This window comes from Pseudomonas sp. NMI760_13 (assembly GCF_021283245.1).
Taxonomy (GTDB): domain Bacteria; phylum Pseudomonadota; class Gammaproteobacteria; order Pseudomonadales; family Pseudomonadaceae; genus Aquipseudomonas; species Aquipseudomonas peradeniyensis.
In genome coordinates, this window is sequence record NZ_JAJSRC010000004.1 from 205,066 (window position 1) to 225,342 (window position 20,277).

Consider the following 20,277-nt stretch of genomic DNA (forward strand, 5'->3'; position numbering starts at 1 on the left):
TCGCGGCACAAGGCCGCTCCTACAGGTCCCTGCTGAATCAATGAGTCATGTGCAGTTCCATGTGAGCTGCCTACCGCCGCCAGAACCCACTCAGGCCCAGGCCGGCCGAAACGCCCAGCCCCACCCAGGCCAGCATATCCCACATCCCATCCCCGAGCAGTGCGGCAAACAGCCCGGCCGCACTGAGCACGGCGATCAGCGCCGGCCAGGCGAAGATCCTGCGGGTGCTTTGCGACTTGTGGCTCATGCCCGCACCTCCCGTGCCTTGCGTTGCTTACCCCACCACAGGTACAGGCCGCTGCCCAGCACGATGATGGTCAGCACATCGAGCACGGCCCAGAGGATCTGCATCGGCCGGCCGCCGTAGTCGCCGAAGTGCAGGGGCTGCGACAGGCCCATGGCGTCCATGTACCACGGGCGTTCGCCCACGGCGGTCACCTCCAGGGTGCGCGCATCGATCAGGATCGGCGTGAACAGGTGCGAGGTCAGGTTCGTGGCGCCATTCATGAACACCGCGTAGTGGTGCTCGCTGGAGAAGCGTGTGCCGGGGAAGGCGATGAAGTCCGGGCGCATGCCAGGCGCGGCCTGTTCGGCGATCTTCAGCAGCTGCGTGGCCGAGGCGCGTTCGGTGAGCGGCGGTGCGTCGCGGTAGGGCGCGACCATGGCCGCCAGGCTGTCGTTGCGCCAGGCGGCGATCACCAGGTCGGACAGGGCGCTGATCACCCCGGTGACGCCGACCACCAGGGCCCAGGTCAGGGTGACCACGCCGATCAGGTTGTGCAGGTCCAGCCAGCGCAGGCGCCGCGACTTGTCGTGGCGGACCGTGGCGAAGCGCAGACGGCGCATGAACGGCGCGTAGAGCACGGTGCCGGAGACGATGGCGACAATGAACAGCACCCCCATGAACGCCAGCAGCAGCTTGCCGGGCAACCCGGCGAACATGTCCACGTGCAGGCGCAGCATCAGCATCATGAAGCCGCCGTTGGCTGCCGGCATGGCCACGGCCTCGCCGGTGCGCGCGTCGAGCATGAAGGTGTGCGAGTCGTCGGGATGGGTGCCGGCGGTGGCGGCCATGATCGTGACCACGCCGTTGGGCTCGTCCTCTTCGTATCCGAAGTACTGCATCACCTCGCCGGGGCGGTGCTGTTCGGCCTTGAGCACCAGCTGCTGCAGGTCCAGGTGCGGGGTGTCGGCGGGCATCTCGCGCAGTTGCGGCGCGTCGCCGAGCAAGTGCTCCAGCTCGTGGTGGAAGATCAGCGGCAGGCCGGTGAGGGCGAGCAGCAACAGGAACAGCGTGCAGACCAGGCTGCTCCAGGTGTGGATCGCTGACCAGCGGCGGATGGTTTGGCTTTTCATCACGGCTCCTTACGCAATCGCGGGTCAAGTCGCATCGGCGCACCGCCGCTCCCACGCCGTTCTGTCTCGGCGTGGGAGCGGGCTTGCCCCGCGATGGGTGTTTACCACTTGTAGGTAGCGCTGGCGACGACGCTGCGCTGGTCGCCGTAGTAGCAGTAGTAGCCGTCGCAGGTCGAGAGGTAGTCCTTGTTCAGCAGGTTGCTGGCGTTGATCGCCACCGAGGCGCCCTTGAGGCTGTTGTCCAGGCGGCCCAGGTCGTAGTGCACGGCGGCGTCGAACACCGTGTAGGCCTTGCTCTTGCCGAGCCAGGTGTTGGCTTCGTCACCGTAGCGGTTGCCGGTGTAGCGTGCGCCCAGGCCAATGCCGAAGCCGTCAAGCACACCGGTATGCCAGGTGTAGTCGGTCCACAGGGAGGCCTGCTGGTTGGGCATCTGTTGCAGGCGGTTGCCTTTGTACGGCCCTTTCTGGACTTCGGACTTGGCCAGGGTGTAGGCGGCGATCACTTTCAGGTTGTCGGTGACGTCGGAGACAGCCTCAAGCTCCAGGCCATGGACTTTCACTTCACCGGTCTGGCTGGTGACCGGCGTGCCACCGATGTTGTTGGTGACCTGGACGTTCTTCTGGGTCAGGTCGTACACCGCGGCAGAGAGCAGGGTGTTGGAGCCTGGTGGCTGGTACTTGATGCCCAGCTCCCATTGCTCGCCTTCGGTCGGCTTGAACGTCTTTTCCGGGTCCGCGTCTGCGCTGCTGGCCGGCTGGAAGGATTCGGCATAGGACAGGTAGGGCACCAGGCCGGAGTCGAAGACGTAGCTGATCGCCGCGTTGCCACTGAACTTGCTGTCGCGCTGGGTGTTGGTGGCATCACCCTTGTTGAAGAACTTGGTGCCGGTGTGGACCCAGTCCTGTCGCCCGCCCAGGGTCAGGCGCCAGTTGTCGAGTGCCATCTGGTCCTGGATATAGAGGCCGGTCTGCACCGTCTTCTGGTTGTAATCGTAATAGGCCGAGGAGCGCGCGGGGCGGGTGATCGGCAGGCCATAAGCCGGGTTGTTGACGTCGATCGGCGGCACATCGAAGCCATAGATCGCCAGGTAGTCGTGATTGGTGCGCTGGTGGTCCAGGCCAATCAACACGGTATGGCTGACGGCACCGGTGGCGAAGTCGGCCTGGAAGTTGTTGTCGACCGCGAACTGGCCGATATTCTCCTCGGTGTTGGTGGACATGCGGTTGGCAATGCCGTCATCGGTGACCGGGAGGTAGTCTTTGTTGTAGCTGCTGACCGTAATGGTCTGGAACGAAAGCTCCGACTTGGTGTAACGCAGGTTCTGGCGGAACTGCCAGACATCGTTGAAACGATGTTCGAAGGCATAACCCAGCGCGTAATAGGTGCGGTCGTAGTAGTCGTAATCCGGGTCACCCAGGTTCTTGTGGCGGGAGACCTTGCCGAATGGCATGTCGATCTTGGTGCCTTGGATCGGGTAGAACTGGCTGGTGGCGCCGGTGTCGTCGCGGGTGAACTGGCTGAGGAAGGTCAGCGAGGTGTCTTCGTCGATGTTCCAGGTCAGGCTCGGGGCGATGTTGTAGCGCTTGTTATCGATATGGTCGATCTGCGTGCCGCTGTCGCGTACCACGCCGCTGACGCCATAGAGGAACTGGCCCTGCTCATCGAGCTTGCCGGTGCTGGCGAAGTTGATCTGGCGGTGGTTGTCGCTGCCGTACTGCAGTTGGATCTCGTGGCTGCTCTCGGCCTGGGGGCGGCGGCTGACCATGTCCAGCAGACCGCCGGGCGGGGTCTGGCCATACACCGACGAGGCCGGGCCACGCAGCAGCGCAAGGCGGTCGAGGTTCCAGGTTTCGGCTTTCGGGTTGGCATACACGCCGCGGGGCAGGGGCAGGCCGTCGAGGAACTGGGTCGGCTCGAAGCCGCGCACGCGCATCCAGTCATAGCGGGTGTCGCTGCCGAAACTGGCCGAGACGATACCCGGCATGTACTTCACCGCGTCATCCAGGCTTTGCACGCCGCGGTCGCTCATCTGCTGGCGGGTGGCGACGGAAATGGAGCGTGGGACCTCGACCAGCGCGGTGTCGGTCTTGGTGCCGGCGGCGGTGCGCTTGGCGGTGTAGCCTTCCACCGGGCCCCAGGCGCTCTCAAAGCTGCTGTTGGCGTTGATGTTGGTTTCCGGCAGCGCCAGGGTGCCTTCGCTCACCGCCACCAGACTGTAGCTGCCGGCGCTGCTCTGCTGCAGTTGCAGACCGGTATCGCGCAGGGCGGCCTGCAGGGCGCCGACCGCGTCGTACTGGCCACTGACCGGCGCCGATTTGCGCCCGCTGACCAGTGCCGGATCCAGCGCCAGGGCGATCCCGGCCTGGCTGGCGATCTGGTTCAGGGTGCTGGCCAGCGGTGCGCTGGGCAGGTCGTAGGCACGCAGGGCGGCCTGTTCGGCGGCGAACAGGGTGGTGCTGGCCAACGGTGCGGCCAGGCCGATGGCCAGGGCCATCAGGCTGGGGCGAAGCAAAGCATCAACGGCACGGGACATGCAGCGGCTCCTCGACGAAATAGTGCTGACTGCTTCCTTGCCGAGCGAGATTGGGAAAGTGACAGGGTCTTTTGAAAAAATATCTGACAGGGTTGGCACGAGCGGCGCTCAGCGCTATATCGCCTTGGCTTCTTCGCGGGTAAACCCGCTCCCACAGGTTTGATGCATTCCCTGTGGGAGCAACTGTCTTGCTCAATTTTTAGAATCTGGCGCGATCCCTGTGGGAGCGGGTTTACCCGCGAAGGGCGGCACGCAGCGCTTATCTGGCGGAGACGGTCACCCACCACGGCGTATGCCGCTCGATCTTCACCGGTAGCGCCGGCTGCAGCGAGGCCAGGGCCAGGTCGGTGTCGGTCAGCGGGAAGCTGCCGCTCACGCGCAGGTCGGCGACCTCGTCGCTGACCCCCAGGTGGCCGCTGCGGTACTGGCCGAGCGCGGCCACCAGGTCGGCCAGGCGCACGTTGTCCACCACCAGCATGCCGCGGGTCCAGGCATCGCTGCCGACCGCCACGGAGCCGACCCGGCCTAGGCCGTCGGCGTTCATCAGTACCTGCTGGCCTTCGCGCAGCACCTGTTCGTCGCCACTGTTCTGCGGCTTGGCGGCCACCGAGGCCTGCAGCACCTCCAGGCGCGTGCCGGACTCCTCGCGCTTGACCAGGAAGCGCGTGCCCAGCGGGCGCAGGCGGCCATCCTCGGTGCGCACCAGCAGCGGACGGCTGTCCTTGTGGCCGGTTTCCACCGAGATTTCGCCACGATGCAGCACGATCAGCCGCTGCTCGCCGCGGAAATCGATGTCCACCGCGCTCTGGCTGTTCAGGCTCAGCAAGGTGCCGTCCTCCAGGCGCAGGGTGCGCAGCTCGCCGGTGCCGGTGCGCTGATCGGCCAGCCAGTAGGTCGGCGACAGGGTCGGCGCTGCGGCCCAGGTGAGCAGCCCGCCGAGCAGCAGCATGCTGGCCAGGCCACCAAGGCGCTGGCGCAGCCCGGCCCGTGATTGCAGCAGGGTGTGGCGCACCGGGCCGGCGGCGGCGTTGACGCGCCGGTCGAGCATGCCCAGTTGCAACCAGGCGCGGGCGTGCTCCTCGTGGGCGGCGTGCCAACGCATGAATTCGTTGCGTTCGTCCGGGGTACCGCTACCTTCGTCCAGGCACAGCTTCCAGGCGATGGCCGCTTCCAGCACCTGGCTGGAAACCGGGGCCTGGTTCATGTCGGCTCTCCATAGAGGGCGACATAGCACTGGCGCAGGCCCTGGGCGAGGTACTGGCGCACGCGGGACACCGACACCCCGAGGCGTTCGGCGATCTCGGCGTGGCCCAGACCGTCCAGGCGGTTGTACAGGAAGGCCGCGCGGGCCTTGCTCGACAGCTTGCCCAGCAGGCGGTCGATGGCCTTGAGGTCCTCGAGGATCAGGTGCTGCTGCTCGGGCGACGGGTGTTCGGCCTCGGGCAGCAGGGCCAGCTCGGCGAGGTAGGCCTGCTCGAGGGCGGCGCGGCGGAAGTGGTCGAACAGCAGGCCCTTGGCCACGGCGACCAGGAAGGCGCGGGGTTCGCGGGGGGCGTCCAGGCGCTCGCGACCGAGCAGGCGCACGAAGGTGTCCTGGCTCAGGTCTTCGGCGCGCTGACGGCAGGCGGTGCTGCGCTGCAACCAGGCCAGCAGCCAGGTGCGATGGTCGCGATACAGCGCTCCGACCAGCTCGGCATGTGGACTGTGCGCAGGCGTCAAGAAGCGATCCCCGGGAAAGAATGCGTTAACTAACGATAATTATTCGCGATTGTGGCAGAGGCGGGGGTGGTGGCGCAATTGACGCTTATCGGATTGCCAGCATGATGATCCGGTTCACACCTCTCACTGTAGGAGCGGCCTTGTGCCGCGAAAGGGCCGCAAAGCGGCCCCGGCGGTTCTAGCGCTCACCGGGAGAGGGGCTGCTGTGCAGCCCATTCGCGGCACGAGGCCGCTCCTACAGGGGGCGATGTATGGGTCAGAGGCCATGACTCTGGACTTTACGCCGTCGCCACTGGCGTACCCGCTGCTCCAGCTGCAACGGGCTGTCCAGTTGCTGGCGCCGGGCCTGGCTGAACAGGATCAACGCCAGCTCCGCAGTCACCTGGGCATCGGCGCTGGCATGGTGGCGGGCCTGGACTTCGAGGCCGAAGCGGGCGATCCAGTCGTCCAGACCGGCTTCACGCAGCACGGTGTCGGGGTTGAGCATCGGCGCCAGCTCCGCCACGTCGAGGAACGGATGCTGCAGGCGCAGGCCCAGGCTGTCCTTCAGCGCCCGGGCCAGCATGCGCTGGTCGAACGGGGCGTGGAACGCCAGCACCGGGCTGTCGCCGATGAAGTCCATCAGATCGAGCAGCGCCTCGGCCGGGTCGCAGCCGGCAGCCAGGGCGCTGGGGCCCAGGCCATGGATCAGCACACTGGCGTTGGTCTTCTGCGCGGGCCGGTGCAGGGTGCGCTCGAACGGACGACCCAGGGCGATGGCGCCATCCTCGATGGCCACCGCGCCGATCGACAGCACCTGGTCGCGGTTGAGGTTCAGGCCGCTGGTCTCCAGGTCCAGCACCACCCAGCGCTGTTCACGCAACGAGCGCACGCCCAGTGGCGCCGGCCCTGGCAGCATGGCCAGGCGCCGACGCAGCGGGGCGGCGAGTTCGGGGGCGGCGGGGCGCCACCAGGCGAACAGCTTCACAGCTGGTACCGCAGGGCCAGGCTGCTTTGCAGGCGTTGGGCCTGGCGCAGGGACTCGCGCAGGATGCGCCGGTCCAGGTGGTTGAGGCTGTCCGGGTCGAGCCGGTTGGAGTAGGGCTGGTTCTCGCGGGTCTGGCGCTGGTGCTGCTGCATGCGGGTCTGCTGGATGAAGTGGTAGGCCTCTTCATAGGCGGCGCCGTCGAGCGGGTCGATGATGCCCTTGGCGATCAGCTGGCGCAGGCGCTCCAGGGTGTTGCAGGCGCTGACGCCATGGGCCAGGGCCAGCAGCCTGGCGCCATCGACGAACGGGGTCAGGCCCTGCACCTTGAGGTCGAGGGTGGCGGCCTTGTCGTCCCCCTGGCGGGTCAGCACGAACTCGCGCAGGCGCCCGACCGGTGGTCGTTGGCGCAGGGCATTGTCGGCCATCATGCGCTGGAAGAGGCGGTTGTCGGCGACCTGCTCCAGCAGGCCCTGGCGCAGTTGTTCGCAGCCTTGCTCGTCGCCCCAGACCACGCGCAGGTCGAAGTAGATGCTCGAGCCCAGCAGGTTCTCGGGGCTCGCCTCGCGCACGAAGCCGGCAAAGCGTCGCGCCCATTCGCTGCGTGACAGGCACAGCTCGGGGTTGCCGGCCATCACATTGCCCTTGCACAGGGTGAAGCCGCACTGGGCCAGGTTGTGATTGACCTGCTGGGCCAGCGGCAGCAGCCGGGCGCGTATGGCCTCGGCCTCGACGGCGTCGCGGGCCTCGAAGAGGATGCCGTTGTCCTGGTCGGTGTGCAGCGTCTGCTCGCGGCGGCCTTCACTGCCGAAGCACAGCCAGCTGAACGGCACGCCCGGGTCGCCGCGTTCGGCGATGGCCAGCTCGATCACCCGGCACACGGTATGGTCGTTGAGCAGGGTGATGATCTGGGTGATCTGGGTCGAGGACGCGCCGTGGGCGAGCATGCGCTCGACCAACTGGCCGATCTCGCCGCGCAACGACACCAGGCTGTCCAGGCGTGGCGCATGGCGGATGGTGCGGGCCAGGTGCACCAGGTCGACACGCTGCAGGGAGAACAGGTCGCGTTCGGAGATCACCCCGCACAGGCGTTGGTTGTCCACCAGGCAGACATGGGCGATGTGCCGCTCGGTCATGGCCATGGCGGCGTCGAAAGCGCTGGCCTGGGGACTCAGGTGGAACGGCCGGGCGGTCATGTAGCGCTCGATCGGCGCGGTCAGCTCGGCACTGGCGTCGGCCACCACCTGGCGCAGGTCGCGCAGGGTGAAGATGCCGAGGGGATGGCGCTGGTCGTCGACGATGACGATGCTGCCGACCTGCTGCTCGTGCATCAACCCCACCGCCTCGCGCAGCGGCGTGTCCGGCGCGCACACCACCGGATGGCGCAGCGCCAGTTCGCCCAGCGGGGTGTTCAGCGAGTACTGGGTACCCAGGGTCTCCACGGCGCGTCGGCGCACCTGCTGGTTGACCTGGTCGAGCAGGCTGCTGACGCCACGCAGGGCGAAGTCGCGGAACACCTCGGACATGGAGAACACACGGATGAACGCGGCCTTGTCCAGTTGCAGGCAGAAGGTGTCCTCGCCGGCCAGGTGCTCGGTGCGGGTGGCCCGCTCGCCGAGCAACGCGGCCAGCGGGAAGCATTCGCCGCTGGCGATCTCGAAGGTGGTCTCGGTGCCCGGCTTGGTGACATGGTGGCGCTCGCCGACCACGCGGCCCTGCTTGACGATATAGAAGTGCTCGACCGGACCGTCGGCAGGCTTGATGATGCTTTCGCCGGCCGCGTGGAAACGCAGCTGGCACTGCTCCACCAGGTAGGCCAGGTGGTTGTGTTCCATCTGGTTGAACGGCGGGAAACGCTGCAGGAACTGCAGGGTACCCTGGATGTTTTGCAGCACTGCTGTTCTGCCCGCCTGGCTGTAGGCGTCCTTTTTGCTCATGGAACCGACCGCGATAAGTATGTCTGCAAATGTAGCGCAGACCTTGTTGTTCTAAGGCTCCATGGTCGGACGACGGCTCTGCGGTGCCCATTGGACGTAAGTCTATAAGGCGCGATGGGTGTTTCGCTGCTTGTGTCCGGTGTCAAATAGCCGACGAAAGGCAGTTTGCATGCAGGGGCTTTGCGGTCTGAACTTGAATAACGGGGTTTTTTTGACGAGACGACCATGGCAGAGCATGACGACATCCTGAGCGACGCCGAACGTGAGGCGTTGGCCGTGGTGAGCGCACCCGTCGCGCCCAGGCCCGTGGTACTGGTGGTGGACGACAACCCGGTGAGCAGACAAGCATTGTGCCTGTATCTGCAGAGTCATCAGATTGACTGCATGGAGGCAGACGGAACTGAGGAGGCGCTGTTCAAACTGCATTATCAGTCGCGTATCGCACTGATGATTACCGACTTGCGCATGAAACCTCTGGATGGCCAGAAACTTATCGAGGAAGTGCACAAGACGGAACGGGCTGCTCTTCCGATCATCGTCGTCTCTGGCGACACCGATGTGAAGGAAGCGGTGGACGTGATGCATCTGGGGGTGGTGGATTTCCTGCTCAAGCCGGTGGACCTGGACAGGTTGCTGGAGTTGGTGAGGAAGGAGTTGCGAATAGGGCAGGGCTGAAAACGATCGCGGGGCCAGCCCGCTCCCACGCCAGTGTGCATGTGGCGTGGGAGCGGGCTGGCCCCGCGATGCGTTGCTGGCTGATTACAGCCCGTTGCGCGCCTTGAACTCGCGGCGGCGACGGTGCAGCACCGGCTCGGTGTAGCCGTTCGGCTGCTTGGCACCCTCTACAACCAGCTCGATTGCCGCCTGGAACGCGATGTTGTCATCGAAGTTCGGCGCCATCGGGCGGTACAGGGCGTCACCGGCGTTCTGCTTGTCGACCACCGCGGCCATGCGCTTGAGGCTTTCCAGCACCTGCTCCTGGGTGACCACGCCGTGGCGCAGCCAGTTGGCCAGCAACTGGGCCGAGATGCGCAGGGTGGCGCGGTCTTCCATCAGGCCGACATCGTTGATGTCCGGCACCTTCGAGCAACCCACGCCCTGGTCGATCCAGCGCACCACGTAGCCGAGAATGCCCTGGGCATTGTTGTCCAGCTCGTTGCGGATCTCGTCGGCCGACCAGTTGGTGTCGGCGGCCAGCGGTATGGTCAGGATATCGTCGACCGAGGCCGGGGTACGCGAAGCCAGCTCGCGCTGACGGGCTTGCACGTCAACCTTGTGGTAGTGCAGGGCGTGCAGGGTGGCGGCGGTCGGCGACGGCACCCAGGCGGTGTTGGCGCCGGCCAGCGGGTGGGCGATCTTCTGCTCGAGCATGGCGGCCATCAGGTCGGGCATGGCCCACATGCCCTTGCCGATCTGCGCGCGGCCTTGCAGGCCGGTGGCTAGGCCCACGTCGACGTTGTTGTTCTCGTAGGCGCCGATCCACTTCTCGTTCTTCATGGCGCCCTTGCGCACCACGGCGCCGGCTTCCATGGAGGTGTGGATCTCGTCACCGGTGCGGTCGAGGAAACCGGTGTTGATGAACACCACGCGCTCGGCGGCCGCCTTGATGCAGGACTTGAGGTTGACCGTGGTGCGGCGCTCCTCGTCCATGATGCCGACCTTGACGGTGTTGCGCTTCATGCCCAGCAGGTCTTCGACGCGGCTGAAGATCTCGGCGGCGAAGGCCACTTCCTCCGGGCCGTGCATCTTCGGCTTGACGATGTACACGCTGCCGGTGCGGGTGTTCTTGCGGCTGGTGTTGCCGTTGAGGTTGTGCAGGGCGATCAGGTTGGTGAACAGGCCGTCCTGGATACCCTCGGGGATCTCGTTGCCCTGGGCGTCGAGAATTGCCGGGTTGGTCATCAGGTGACCGACGTTGCGCACGAACAGCAGCGAGCGACCGTGCAGGGTGACGCTGCCACCGTTCGGTGCGGCGTACTCGCGGTCCGGGTTCATGGTGCGGGTGAAGGTCTTGCCGCCCTTGCTGACGCTCTCGGCCAGGTCGCCTTTCATCAGGCCCAGCCAGTTGCGGTAGACGATCACCTTGTCGTCGGCGTCGACGGCGGCGACCGAGTCTTCGCAGTCCATGATGGTGGTCAGTGCCGACTCCATCAGGATGTCCTTCACGCCGGCGGCGTCGGTGCTGCCGACCGGGGTGCTGGCATCGACCTGGATCTCGAAGTGCAGGCCGTTGTGCTTGAGTAGCACGGCGGTCGGCGCCTTCGCGTCGCCATGGAAACCGATCAGCTGGGCGTCGTCGCGCAGGCCGCTGTTGCTGCCGCCCTTGAGGGCGACTACCAGCTTGCCGTCTTCGATGCGGTAGCCGGTGGAGTCGACGTGGGAGCCGGCGGCCAGTGGCGCGGCTTCGTCGAGGAAGGCGCGGCCGAAGGCGATGACCTTGTCGCCGCGCAGCTTGTTGTAACCCTGGCCTTTCTCGGCGCCGCCCTCATCGCTGATGACATCGGTGCCGTAGAGGGCGTCGTACAGCGAACCCCAGCGGGCGTTGGCGGCGTTCAGGGCGAAGCGGGCGTTCATCACCGGCACCACCAGCTGCGGGCCGGCCATGTGGGCGATTTCTTCGTCGACGTTCTGCGTGGTGGCCTGGAAGTCGTCGACTTGTGGCAGCAGGTAGCCGATTTCCTCGAGGAATGCCTTGTAGGTCACCGCGTCATGGGCCTGGCCCTGGCGTGCCTGGTGCCAGGCGTCGATCTTGGCTTGCAGCTCGTCGCGCTTGGCGAGCAGGGCTTTGTTCTTTGGAGCGAGGTCTTTAATGATCTCTGCCGCCCCGGCCCAGAACTTGTCGGCTCCGATGCCGGTTCCAGGGATCGCTTCGTCGTTGACGAAGTCGTACAGGGCCTTGGCGACCTGAAGGCCACCGACTTGAACGTATCCAGTCATTGCTTGCCTCACCTCTGCTCAGCTATTTCGCTTTCGCTCTTCTGTATTAAGCCTGTAGCGCTTCTCTAAACACGGCACCAGTGCGTGCCCGCGTGCTCCGGGGCGGCTGGGTGCGGCTCGCCAGACGGGCCGGCGGGCGGTTGGCGTATTTTCACAGGCGCCTTGGCAGACATCGAAACGACGTTTTGTAGTCTGCGTCGGCGCATACTACATGAAGCAGCAGGCAGGTGAACATCAGACTAAAAGCGTCGCTCTGCGACCGGTTGGTCGCATGGGGTCACGCTGGGAGACGCCATGTTCGCAAAAAACAGGTGGATTGTTCCAGATAAATCTTGAAACAGTACACGATTACTTGCTGTGACTGTCCTGCGGCAGGTTGCCGCGCCTTGCCTATACTGATTCGATCCCCGTATTCCGGTCGCCTGGGGCGGCCTTCGCAGACGAATGAAGGAGTGGCCCGTGGACCATCTCGTACTCACCGTGATCGCCCCGGACAAGGCCGGGCAGGTCGAGCGTATCGCCCAGTGCATCGCCGATCACAATGGCAACTGGCTGGAAAGCCGCATGTCGCGCATGGCCGGGCAGTTCGCCGGGATCTTGCGGGTGGCGGTGCCGGCGGAGACCTACGCCGAACTGGTCGAGTCGCTGCAGAAACTGGGAGATCACGGCATTCGCGTACTCATCGCCGAAAGCGGGATCGAGCCATCCTGCACCTGGAAACCGATCGCCATGGAACTGGTGGGCAACGACCGGCCGGGTATTGTTCGTGATATCACCCGCTTGCTGGCCGAGCAAGGGGTGAACGTGGAGCGCTTGAGTACCGAGGTGCGGCCGGCGCCGATGAGCAGTGAGCCGTTGTTCCATGCCGATGCGTTGCTGGCGTTGCCGTTGACCTTGTCGCTGGACGATCTGCAGGCGCGGCTTGAGAGCCTGGCGGATGATCTGATGGTGGAGTTGCAGCTGCGGCCGGAGGAGTGATTCGGGATCGTCGGGGCTACCTTGCAGCCCGTTCGCGGCACAAGGCCGCTCCTACAGAGGACTGCATGCCCTTGTAGGAGCGGCCTTGTGCCGCGAACGGGGTGCGCAGCGCCCCCGGCGGTTATCCCTATTTATCGGGGATGCCCCTGTGGATAACCTGGGGGCGCTCCCCGCCAGCCCAACAATCACGAGGCCTGGCGAGATTTGAGCAAAAAACGTCCACTAATCAGTGGCTTGTGCACAAACGCCGGGGACGAGGGTGTGGATAACCTTTGGAGCGCTTGCTGCAGGCCACGTCCCCCGTGGCCTTCAGCAATATGATCATTTTTTGATCAGGCGCGCTCGCGCAAACTCAGCCAGGCATCGACGCTGTAGACAGCCAGCCCCGCCCAGATAAAGGCGAACGCCACCAAGGTGCTCGACGACAGGTGTTCGTCGAACAGCAGCACTGCCTGCAGCAGCACCAGGGTCGGTGCCAGGTACTGCAGGAAGCCCAGCGTGGTATAGGGCAGGTGGCGTGCAGCGGCGTTGAAGCACACCAGCGGTACCAGTGTCACCGGGCCGGCGGCGATCAGCCACAGCGCTTCGCTGCTGCTGAAGAACTCAGGGCTGGCGCTGCTGGCCGTCGGGTGCAGCAACAACCAGCCGATGGCAATGGGCACCAGCATCCAGGTCTCGACCACCAGCCCCGGCAGCGCCGCCACCGGTGCCTGCTTGCGGATCAAGCCATAGAAGCCGAACGACAGCGCCAGGGCCAGCGACACCCAGGGCAGGCTGCCGACCTGCCACACCTGCTGCGCCACGCCCAGGGCCGCCAGGACCACCGCCAGCCATTGCAGGCGGCGCAGGCGCTCGCCGAGCAGCAGCATGCCCAGCAGCACGTTGATCAGCGGGTTGATGTAGTAGCCCAGGCTGGCCTCGAGCATGCGCCCGTTGTTCACCGCCCACACGTAGGTCAGCCAGTTGCCGGCGATCAGCGCACCGCTGAGCGCGAGGATCGCCAGGCGCCGCGGGTTGTCGCGCAGTTCGCGCCACCAGCCGGGGTGTTTCCACACCAGCAGCAGGAGCGAGCCGAACAGGGCCGACCAGAGCACGCGGTGGACGATGATTTCCACCGCCGGAACGCTCTGGATCGCTTTGAAGTACAGGGGGAACAGGCCCCAGATGATGTAGGCGCCGAGGCCCAGGAGGTACCCGCGGCGCGGGTTGGCGGCGTGCATGCAGAATCCTTGCTTAGGTAGCTAAATAAAGCGACGCCTATTGTAGACAGACCTCGGCCTGGACCTAGAACAATTTCAACGGTTGTTCATCGAGCGCGGCGATCTGCTCGCGCAGGGCCAGGATCTGATCGCCCCAGTAGCGCGGCTGGCCGAACCAGGGGAAGCTCGGCGGGAACGCCGGATCGTCCCAGCGCCGCGCCAGCCAGGCGCTGTAGTGCAACTGGCGCAGGGCGCGCAGCGGTTCGATCAGGGCCAGCTCACGCGGGTCGAAGTCGTGGAATTCGTTGTAGCCGTCAATCAGTTCGGCCAGCTGGCCGAGACGCTCTTCGCGGCTGCCGGCGAGCATCATCCACAGGTCCTGGACGGCCGGGCCCATGCGGCAGTCGTCGAGGTCGACCACGTGGTAGACGTCGTCACGGTGCATCAGGTTGCCGGGGTGCAGGTCACCGTGCAGGCGGATCGGCTGGTACGAGGTGCGAGCGTAGATGTCCTCGACCCGCTTGAGCAGGTCGCGGGCCACCGATTCGTAGGCCGGCAGCAACTCGCGGGGCACGAAGTTGCCGTCGAGCAAGGTCTTGAGCGAGGCGTGGCCAAAGTTGTCCACCGCCAGGGCTTCACGGTGCTCGAAGGGTTTGCTCGCCCCTACCGCGTGCAGGCGCCCGAGCAGTTGCCCAAGGCGATAGAGCTGGTCGAGATTGCCCGGCTCCGGTGCGTGGCCGCCACGGCGCGGGAACAGGGTGAAGCGAAAGCCCTGGTGCTCGAACAGGGAGCGGCCTTCGTGCAGCATTGGCGCCACCACGGGCACTTCGCACTCGGCCAGCTCGCGGGTGAAGGCGTGTTCCTCGAGGATCGCCGCGTCGCTCCAGCGCCCAGGGCGATAGAACTTGGCAATCAGCGGCTGCGCGTCCTCGATGCCCACCTGGTAGACGCGGTTCTCGTAGCTGTTGAGCGCCAGCACCCGTGCATCGCTTAGAAAGCCGAGGCTTTCCACGGCGTCCAGCACGAGGTCGGGGGTGAGGGTGTCGAAGGGGTGGGACATGAGAGGCTCCGGTCGCTGGGACTGCGGCCTGCATGTTACCCCAATCCCAAGGCTGACCCGATCACCCAGTCCTTTAGGCTGCGCTGTTGCACAGTGAGCCAAGTTGCATGAATCAACAGCGTGGGAGCGGGCTTGCCCCGCGATCCGGGCGCGCAGCGCACGGCCAGGCTAGACCGGCACCCCCAGCAACACGAACGACGGATGAAACTGCACCCGCAGGGCGCTCCCCGGCTGGACCTGCCGTTGCGCCAGCCAAGCCGCCTCGGCGATGGCGCACAAGGTCTGGCCATTGCCCAGCGCGAGGCGCACCTCGCCCGGCCCGCCCTGTTCAATCAGCACCTCTTCGACCTTGACCTTCAGGCAGTTGCTCCCAGGCTCCGGCGTCTCATCCGCGTCCAGCAACCGTACCCAGCCGGCCTTGAGCAGCGCCACCACCGTCCCCCCCAGCGCCAGCTCCAGCCGCTCGGTACTGCCCTGGGTGATCAAGGCCTCGATCTCCAGCCCGCCGCCCAGGTCCAGGCTGATGCGGTCATGCCGGCCTTCGCGGCGCAGCCCGCTGATCCGCCCCTGCAACTGGTTGCGCGCACTGGTGCGGAGCATCAGGCGCCCGAGCAGATCGAGGTCGCTGCTGTCCTCGGCGGACTCGAGAATCTCCGCCTGCAGTGCCTGCAGGCGCTGGTACAGGCGCAGCACTCGCTCGCCTTCGGCGGACAGCCGTGCGCCACCGCCGCCGCGGCCGCCGGTGCTGCGTTCCACCAGGGGCTGCGCCGCCAGGTTGTTGAGTTCGTCGATGGCATCCCAGGCGGCCTTGTAGCTGATGCCGGCGGCCTTGGCGGCGCGGGTGATCGAGCCCTGTTCGGCGACATGCTGCAACAGGGCGATGCGCTGTGGACGGCGGACAATGTGCTGGGTGAGCAGGGCTGGCAGGGGCATGGGCGGGCATCGGGTGTGGTGTAGGTCCCGCGACGTTGCCGCCGTCACCGGGGCAAGTCAAGCCTGGCCCGGCCTGGGCGTGCGCGCCAGGCAGTAGATGTCGACCCGCCGGGCGCCGGCCTGTCGCAGCAGCCGGGCGATGGCCTGGGCGGTCGCCCCGGTGGTCAGCACGTCATCGACCAGTGCCAGGTGCAGGCCGTCGAGCTCGCTGCCGGGGGCAAGGGCGAAGGCCTGGCGCAGGTTGCATTGCCGGGCCCGGGCGCCGAGGGCCTGCTGCGCTGGGGTATCGCGCACACGCTGGAGCAGGCGCTCGTCACAGGGCAGGCGCAGTTGCCCGGCGAGCCAGCGGGCGAGCATCGCCGCCTGGTTGAAGCCGCGCTGGCGCAGTCGACGCCTGGCCAGCGGCACCGGCAACAGGCGGTCCGGCCGTGGCAGGTCTTCGTCGTAGCGGTGCGTCAGGCTGTGGCCGAGCAACTGCGCCAGCAACCGCCCCAGCGGCCACTGACTGTTGTGCTTGAAACGGCTGACCAGGGTGTCGATGGGAAAACCGTAATGCCACGGCGCGATCACTTGGCTGAATGCGGGAGGGCGGCGGCTGCAACCGCCGCAGAGAAGGCCGTCGATGGCCAGGGGCAGCGCGCAACGGCGGCACTGCTCGTCCAGCCAGGGCAGCGCCTGCTCGCAAGCGATGCACAAGGGATAGGGCTGCTCGGCAGGCTCGTCGCAGAGCAAACAGAATTGATCGATATTTGTACAGATGTAAACCAGCTTGTTCTTGATTGGTTGACAGTGCATGAGGCCTTCCGTAACTATGCGAGCTATCCGTGATGCGCTGGAGGGTTTTCCTGTCCCGGCGTCAGTCAGACCATAGATAAGGAAACGCCGATGAGCGCCAGCGCAATTGCAACCACACGTCACGACTGGTCCCTGGCCGAGGTCAAGGCCCTGTTCCAGCAGCCGTTCAACGACTTGCTGTTCCAGGCCCAGACCGTGCACCGCGCGCACTTCGACCCCAATCGCGTGCAGGTTTCCACGCTGCTGTCGATCAAGACCGGCGCCTGTCCGGAAGATTGCAAATATTGTCCACAGTCCGGTCACTACAACACCGGGCTGGAAAAGCAGAAGCTGATGGAAGTGCAGAAAGTGCTGGAGGAGGCCGCCCGGGCCAAGGCCATCGGTTCAACCCGCTTCTGCATGGGCGCGGCGTGGAAGCACCCGTCGGCCAAGGACATGCCCTACGTGCTGGAGATGGTCAAAGGGGTCAAGGCCATGGGCCTGGAAACCTGCATGACCCTCGGCAAACTCGACCAGGAGCAGACCCAGGCCCTGGCCCAGGCGGGCCTTGACTACTACAACCACAACCTCGACACCTCGCCGGAGTTCTACACCAGCATCATCACCACCCGCACCTACAGCGAGCGTCTGCAGACCCTGGCCTACGTGCGCGATGCCGGCATGAAGATCTGCTCCGGTGGCATCCTCGGCATGGGCGAGTCGCTGGACGACCGCGCAGGCCTGCTGATCCAGTTGGCCAACCTGCCCGAGCACCCGGAGTCGGTGCCGATCAACATGCTGGTCAAGGTCGCCGGCACGCCGCTGGCCGATGAAGAGGACGTCGATCCGTTCGACTTCATCCGCATGCTGGCCGTGGCCCGGATCCTCATGCCCAAGTCCCATGTGCGCCTGTCGGCCGGTCGCGAGCAGATGAACGAGCAGATGCAGGCCCTGGCGTTCATGGCCGGCGCCAACTCGATCTTCTACGGCGAGAAACTGCTGACCACCGGCAACCCGCAGGCCGACAAGGACATGCAGCTGTTCGCCCGCCTCGGTATCCAGCCGGAGGCCCGTGAGGAGCATGCCGACGAAGTGCACCAGGCCGCCATCGAGCAGGCGCTGGTCGAGCAGCGCAGCAGCGAGTTGTTCTACGACGCAGCCTCGGCCTGAGCATGGCCTTCGATCTCGCCGCGCGCCTGGCCGAACGGCGTGCCGCCGACCTGTACCGCCAGCGACCACTGCTTGAAAGCCCGCAGGGGCCGCAGGTGGTGGTCGATGGCCAGCCGCTGCTGGCCTTCTGCAGCAACGACTACCTGGGCCTGGCCAATCATCCCGAAGTGATCAAGGCCTGGCGTGACGGCGCCGAGCGCTGGGGTGTCGGTGGCGGTGCCTCGCACCTGGTGATCGGCCACAGCACCCCGCACCATGAGGTGGAGGAGGCACTGGCCGAGCTGACGGGCCGGCCGCGCGCGTTGCTGTTCTCCACCGGCTACATGGCCAACCTCGGTGCGATCACCGCGCTGGTCGGGCAGGGCGACACGGTGTTGCAGGACCGCCTCAACCACGCCTCCCTGCTCGACGGCGGCCTGCTCAGCGGCGCCCGCTTCAGCCGCTACCTGCACAACGATCCGGCCAGCCTGGCCAGCCGCCTGGGCAAGGCCACCGGCAATACTCTGGTGGTCACCGACGGCGTGTTCAGCATGGACGGCGACTGCGCCGACCTGCCGGCCCTGGCCAGGGAGGCCCGCGCACGCGGTGCCTGGTTGATGGTCGACGATGCCCATGGCCTGGGGACCTTGGGCGCCAATGGCGGTGGCCTGGTCGAGCATTGCGGCCTGGGTGTCGAGGATGTGCCGGTGCTGATCGGCACGCTGGGCAAGGCCTGCGGTACCTCCGGCGCTTTCGTCGCCGGTAGCGAGGAGCTGATCGAGGCGCTGGTGCAGTTCGCCCGGCCCTATATCTACACCACCAGCCAGCCACCGGCGCTAGCCTGCGCCACGCTCAAGGCCCTGGACTTGCTGCGCCGCGAACACTGGCGGCGCGAGCACCTGGCCGCGCTGATCCGGCAGTTCCGCACGAGCGCCGAGCAGATCGGCCTGACCCTGATGGACAGCCATACGGCGATCCAGCCGATCCTGATCGGCGATGCGGCCCGGGCGCTGGCGTTGTCCCGCCTGTTGCGCGAGCGCGGGTTGCTGGTCACGGCGATTCGCCCACCCACCGTGCCCGCCGGCAGCGCCCGCTTGCGGGTGACCCTGAGCGCCGCCCACAGTGAGGCGCAGGTCCAGCTATTGTTGAATGCATTGGCCGAGTGTTATCCACAGCTGGAGTCCGCCGATGCGTAACCGACTGATCCTCCTGCCCGGCTGGGGCCTGGGCACCGCTTCACTGGAGCCGCTGGCCGCCAGCCTGCGCGCCCAGGATCCACGCCTGCAGGTCGAGCTGATGCCGCTACCGGAATTGGCCGACAGCGATGTCCAGGCCTGGGTTGACCATCTGGACCGCAAGCTGCCGACCGACGTGTGGCTGGGCGGCTGGTCGCTGGGCGGCATGCTCGCCAGCGCCCTGGCGCACCAGCGCGGCGACCACTGTTGCGGCTTGCTCACCCTGGCCAGCAATCCCAGCTTCGTGGCCCGGCCGGACTGGCCGCACGGCATGCCTGCCGATACCTTCGGCACCTTCCTGGACGGCTGTCGCAGTCACACCCATGTCACCCTCAAGCGCTTCCGCACCCTGTGCAGCGAGGGCGCGCAGCAACCCCGCACCTTGCTGCGGCAGCTGGGGGTGGGCGTGCCCGACACCGATCCGCTGTACCTGGCCACCGGGCTGGAAGTCCTGGCCAGCCTCGATACCCGCACTGCCCTGGAGCAATACGGCGGCCCGCAGCTGCACCTGTTCGCCGGCAGTGACGCGCTGGTGCCGGTGGAAGCGGCCCAGGCCCTGAGCGACCTGCTGCCCGACGTGGAAGTCGGTCTGGTCGAAGACAGTTCCCACGCCTTCCTGCTGGAGTATCCCCAGGAGATGGCGGCGGGCATCAAGAGTTTCCTGCATGAGAGTGGCGATGACTGACCTTTCCCAGCCCACCCTGCCCGGCGCGTTGCCGGACAAGCGCCAGGTGGCGGCTTCGTTTTCCCGCGCTGCGGCCAGCTACGACAGCGTCGCGGCCTTGCAGCGCGCCGTGGGCATCGCGCTGCTGGAAAAGCTGCCCAGCGGCCTCGCGCCTGAGCGCTGGCTGGACATGGGCAGCGGTACCGGCCACTTCAGCCGGGTGCTGGCCGAGCGCTTCGCGGATGCGGGCGGCGTTGCGGTGGATATCGCCGAAGGGATGCTGCGCCATGCCCGCGAGCAGGGCGGCGCCCGGCATCATGTGGCGGGCGACGCCGAGCGCCTGCCGTTGCGCGATGACAGTATTGATCTGTTATTCAGCAGCCTGGCGGTGCAGTGGTGCGGCCAGTTCTCCAGCGTTTTGGACGAGGCGCGGCGGGTGCTGCGCCCCGGCGGCGTGCTGGCCTTCAGCAGCCTGTGCGTGGGCACTCTCGATGAATTGCGCGCCAGCTGGCAGGCCGTGGATGGCATGGTGCACGTCAATCGCTTCCGGCGTTTCGAGGATTACCAGCGCCTGTGCGGTGACAGCGGGCTGGAATTGATCGATCTGGAGCGGCGTCCCCACGTGCTGCATTATCCCGACGTGCGCAGCCTGACCCATGAGCTCAAGGCGCTGGGCGCGCACAACCTCAATCCGGGGCGCCCGTCGGGGCTCACCGGGCGGGCGCGGATGCAGGGCCTGTTGCAGGCCTACGAACAGTACCGCCAGGCGCAAGGCCTGCCGGCCACCTACCAGGTGGTCTACGGCGTCTTGCGCAAGCCGTTGGACGGGGAGCAGTGA

18 protein-coding genes are annotated in these 20,277 nt (G+C 66.3%); 6 read left to right on the forward strand and 12 right to left on the reverse strand.

Going from position 1 to position 20,277, the window contains the following annotated elements; translation table 11 throughout:
* Positions 1-70 precede the first annotated feature (70 nt).
* The 7 genes from LU671_RS06315 to LU671_RS06345 form a co-directional block, all read right to left on the reverse strand.
* The gene (locus LU671_RS06315; RefSeq protein WP_232855045.1) at positions 71-247 is read right to left on the reverse strand and encodes a DUF4175 domain-containing protein; all 177 of its coding nucleotides are present in this window, start codon (positions 245-247) and stop codon (positions 71-73) included.
* Positions 244-1,356, reverse strand: coding sequence for a PepSY-associated TM helix domain-containing protein (locus tag LU671_RS06320; protein ID WP_232855046.1), 1,113 nt, complete (start codon positions 1,354-1,356; stop codon positions 244-246). The genes LU671_RS06315 and LU671_RS06320 overlap by 4 nt, the downstream gene beginning before the upstream one ends.
* A 101-nt stretch (positions 1,357-1,457) precedes the next feature.
* The gene (locus LU671_RS06325; RefSeq protein WP_232855047.1) at positions 1,458-3,890 is read right to left on the reverse strand and encodes a TonB-dependent siderophore receptor; all 2,433 of its coding nucleotides are present in this window, start codon (positions 3,888-3,890) and stop codon (positions 1,458-1,460) included.
* 259 nt (positions 3,891-4,149) lie between these two features.
* A complete protein-coding gene (locus LU671_RS06330) occupies positions 4,150-5,094 on the reverse strand; it encodes a FecR domain-containing protein (protein WP_203649817.1) in 945 nt (314 codons plus the stop codon).
* On the reverse strand, positions 5,091-5,609 hold the full coding sequence (locus LU671_RS06335; protein ID WP_186712646.1) for an RNA polymerase sigma factor: 519 nt from the start codon (positions 5,607-5,609) through the stop codon (positions 5,091-5,093). Before LU671_RS06335 ends, LU671_RS06330 begins: the two co-directional genes overlap by 4 nt.
* A 256-nt stretch (positions 5,610-5,865) precedes the next feature.
* The gene (locus LU671_RS06340) at positions 5,866-6,576 is read right to left on the reverse strand and encodes a 3'-5' exonuclease (RefSeq protein ID WP_232855048.1); all 711 of its coding nucleotides are present in this window, start codon (positions 6,574-6,576) and stop codon (positions 5,866-5,868) included.
* Positions 6,573-8,510: a putative nucleotidyltransferase substrate binding domain-containing protein gene (locus LU671_RS06345; RefSeq protein ID WP_232855049.1), complete on the reverse strand. Its 1,938-nt coding sequence runs from the start codon at positions 8,508-8,510 to the stop codon at positions 6,573-6,575. Before LU671_RS06345 ends, LU671_RS06340 begins: the two co-directional genes overlap by 4 nt.
* Before the next feature lie 225 nt (positions 8,511-8,735).
* Between LU671_RS06345 and LU671_RS06350 the strand changes: the two genes are divergently transcribed.
* Positions 8,736-9,185, forward strand: a complete 450-nt coding sequence (locus LU671_RS06350) for a response regulator (RefSeq protein WP_062575435.1) — start codon at positions 8,736-8,738, stop codon at positions 9,183-9,185.
* An 84-nt stretch (positions 9,186-9,269) separates the two neighbouring features.
* On the opposite strand, the gene LU671_RS06355 is transcribed toward LU671_RS06350, so the two are convergent.
* On the reverse strand, positions 9,270-11,447 hold the full coding sequence (locus tag LU671_RS06355) for a malate synthase G (RefSeq protein ID WP_232855050.1): 2,178 nt from the start codon (positions 11,445-11,447) through the stop codon (positions 9,270-9,272).
* A gap of 459 nt (positions 11,448-11,906) precedes the next feature.
* Here LU671_RS06355 and LU671_RS06360 point away from each other — a divergent pair, with 459 nt between their 5' ends.
* Positions 11,907-12,425 carry a glycine cleavage system protein R gene (locus LU671_RS06360; RefSeq protein WP_232855051.1) on the forward strand — a complete coding sequence of 173 codons (519 nt, stop codon included), beginning with the start codon at positions 11,907-11,909 and terminating at the stop codon, positions 12,423-12,425.
* A 332-nt stretch (positions 12,426-12,757) separates the two neighbouring features.
* On the opposite strand, the gene rarD is transcribed toward LU671_RS06360, so the two are convergent.
* From rarD to LU671_RS06380, 4 genes are all read right to left on the reverse strand, one after another.
* Positions 12,758-13,645: an EamA family transporter RarD gene (rarD, locus tag LU671_RS06365; RefSeq protein WP_232855052.1), complete on the reverse strand. Its 888-nt coding sequence runs from the start codon at positions 13,643-13,645 to the stop codon at positions 12,758-12,760.
* A gap of 64 nt (positions 13,646-13,709) precedes the next feature.
* Entirely contained in the window at positions 13,710-14,684 is a 975-nt protein-coding gene (locus LU671_RS06370) for a serine/threonine protein kinase (RefSeq protein ID WP_232855053.1), read from the reverse strand.
* A gap of 168 nt (positions 14,685-14,852) precedes the next feature.
* A complete protein-coding gene (locus LU671_RS06375; RefSeq protein WP_232855054.1) occupies positions 14,853-15,617 on the reverse strand; it encodes a TOBE domain-containing protein in 765 nt (254 codons plus the stop codon).
* 57 nt (positions 15,618-15,674) lie between these two features.
* Entirely contained in the window at positions 15,675-16,412 is a 738-nt protein-coding gene (locus LU671_RS06380) for a ComF family protein (RefSeq protein WP_232855055.1), read from the reverse strand.
* A gap of 90 nt (positions 16,413-16,502) precedes the next feature.
* Here LU671_RS06380 and bioB point away from each other — a divergent pair, with 90 nt between their 5' ends.
* Genes bioB through bioC form a run of 4 tightly spaced genes read left to right on the forward strand, consistent with a single transcriptional unit; the run spans position 16,503 to position 20,277 of the window.
* On the forward strand, positions 16,503-17,561 hold the full coding sequence (gene bioB, locus LU671_RS06385) for a biotin synthase BioB (RefSeq protein WP_110734496.1): 1,059 nt from the start codon (positions 16,503-16,505) through the stop codon (positions 17,559-17,561).
* 2 nt (positions 17,562-17,563) lie between these two features.
* Positions 17,564-18,736, forward strand: a complete 1,173-nt coding sequence (bioF, locus tag LU671_RS06390; protein ID WP_232855056.1) for an 8-amino-7-oxononanoate synthase — start codon at positions 17,564-17,566, stop codon at positions 18,734-18,736.
* Entirely contained in the window at positions 18,729-19,460 is a 732-nt protein-coding gene (locus LU671_RS06395; RefSeq protein ID WP_232855057.1) for an alpha/beta fold hydrolase, read from the forward strand. Before bioF ends, LU671_RS06395 begins: the two co-directional genes overlap by 8 nt.
* Entirely contained in the window at positions 19,453-20,277 is an 825-nt protein-coding gene (bioC, locus tag LU671_RS06400; protein ID WP_232855058.1) for a malonyl-ACP O-methyltransferase BioC, read from the forward strand. Before LU671_RS06395 ends, bioC begins: the two co-directional genes overlap by 8 nt.

What these genes read in the sequence shown, in the direction of transcription:
- LU671_RS06315 (WP_232855045.1), bottom strand. Translation starts at nt 247, where the DNA reads ATGAGCCACAAGTCGCAAAGCACCCGCAGGATCTTCGCCTGGCCGGCG.
- LU671_RS06320 (WP_232855046.1), bottom strand. Translation starts at nt 1,356, where the DNA reads ATGAAAAGCCAAACCATCCGCCGCTGGTCAGCGATCCACACCTGGAGC.
- LU671_RS06325 (WP_232855047.1), bottom strand. Translation starts at nt 3,890, where the DNA reads ATGTCCCGTGCCGTTGATGCTTTGCTTCGCCCCAGCCTGATGGCCCTG.
- LU671_RS06330 (WP_203649817.1), bottom strand. Translation starts at nt 5,094, where the DNA reads ATGAACCAGGCCCCGGTTTCCAGCCAGGTGCTGGAAGCGGCCATCGCC.
- LU671_RS06345 (WP_232855049.1), bottom strand. Translation starts at nt 8,510, where the DNA reads ATGAGCAAAAAGGACGCCTACAGCCAGGCGGGCAGAACAGCAGTGCTG.
- LU671_RS06350 (WP_062575435.1), top strand. Translation starts at nt 8,736, where the DNA reads ATGGCAGAGCATGACGACATCCTGAGCGACGCCGAACGTGAGGCGTTG.
- LU671_RS06355 (WP_232855050.1), bottom strand. Translation starts at nt 11,447, where the DNA reads ATGACTGGATACGTTCAAGTCGGTGGCCTTCAGGTCGCCAAGGCCCTG.
- rarD (WP_232855052.1), bottom strand. Translation starts at nt 13,645, where the DNA reads ATGCACGCCGCCAACCCGCGCCGCGGGTACCTCCTGGGCCTCGGCGCC.
- LU671_RS06370 (WP_232855053.1), bottom strand. Translation starts at nt 14,684, where the DNA reads ATGTCCCACCCCTTCGACACCCTCACCCCCGACCTCGTGCTGGACGCC.
- LU671_RS06375 (WP_232855054.1), bottom strand. Translation starts at nt 15,617, where the DNA reads ATGCCCCTGCCAGCCCTGCTCACCCAGCACATTGTCCGCCGTCCACAG.
- LU671_RS06380 (WP_232855055.1), bottom strand. Translation starts at nt 16,412, where the DNA reads ATGCACTGTCAACCAATCAAGAACAAGCTGGTTTACATCTGTACAAAT.
- bioB (WP_110734496.1), top strand. Translation starts at nt 16,503, where the DNA reads ATGAGCGCCAGCGCAATTGCAACCACACGTCACGACTGGTCCCTGGCC.
- bioF (WP_232855056.1), top strand. Translation starts at nt 17,564, where the DNA reads ATGGCCTTCGATCTCGCCGCGCGCCTGGCCGAACGGCGTGCCGCCGAC.
- LU671_RS06395 (WP_232855057.1), top strand. Translation starts at nt 18,729, where the DNA reads ATGCGTAACCGACTGATCCTCCTGCCCGGCTGGGGCCTGGGCACCGCT.
- bioC (WP_232855058.1), top strand. Translation starts at nt 19,453, where the DNA reads ATGACTGACCTTTCCCAGCCCACCCTGCCCGGCGCGTTGCCGGACAAG.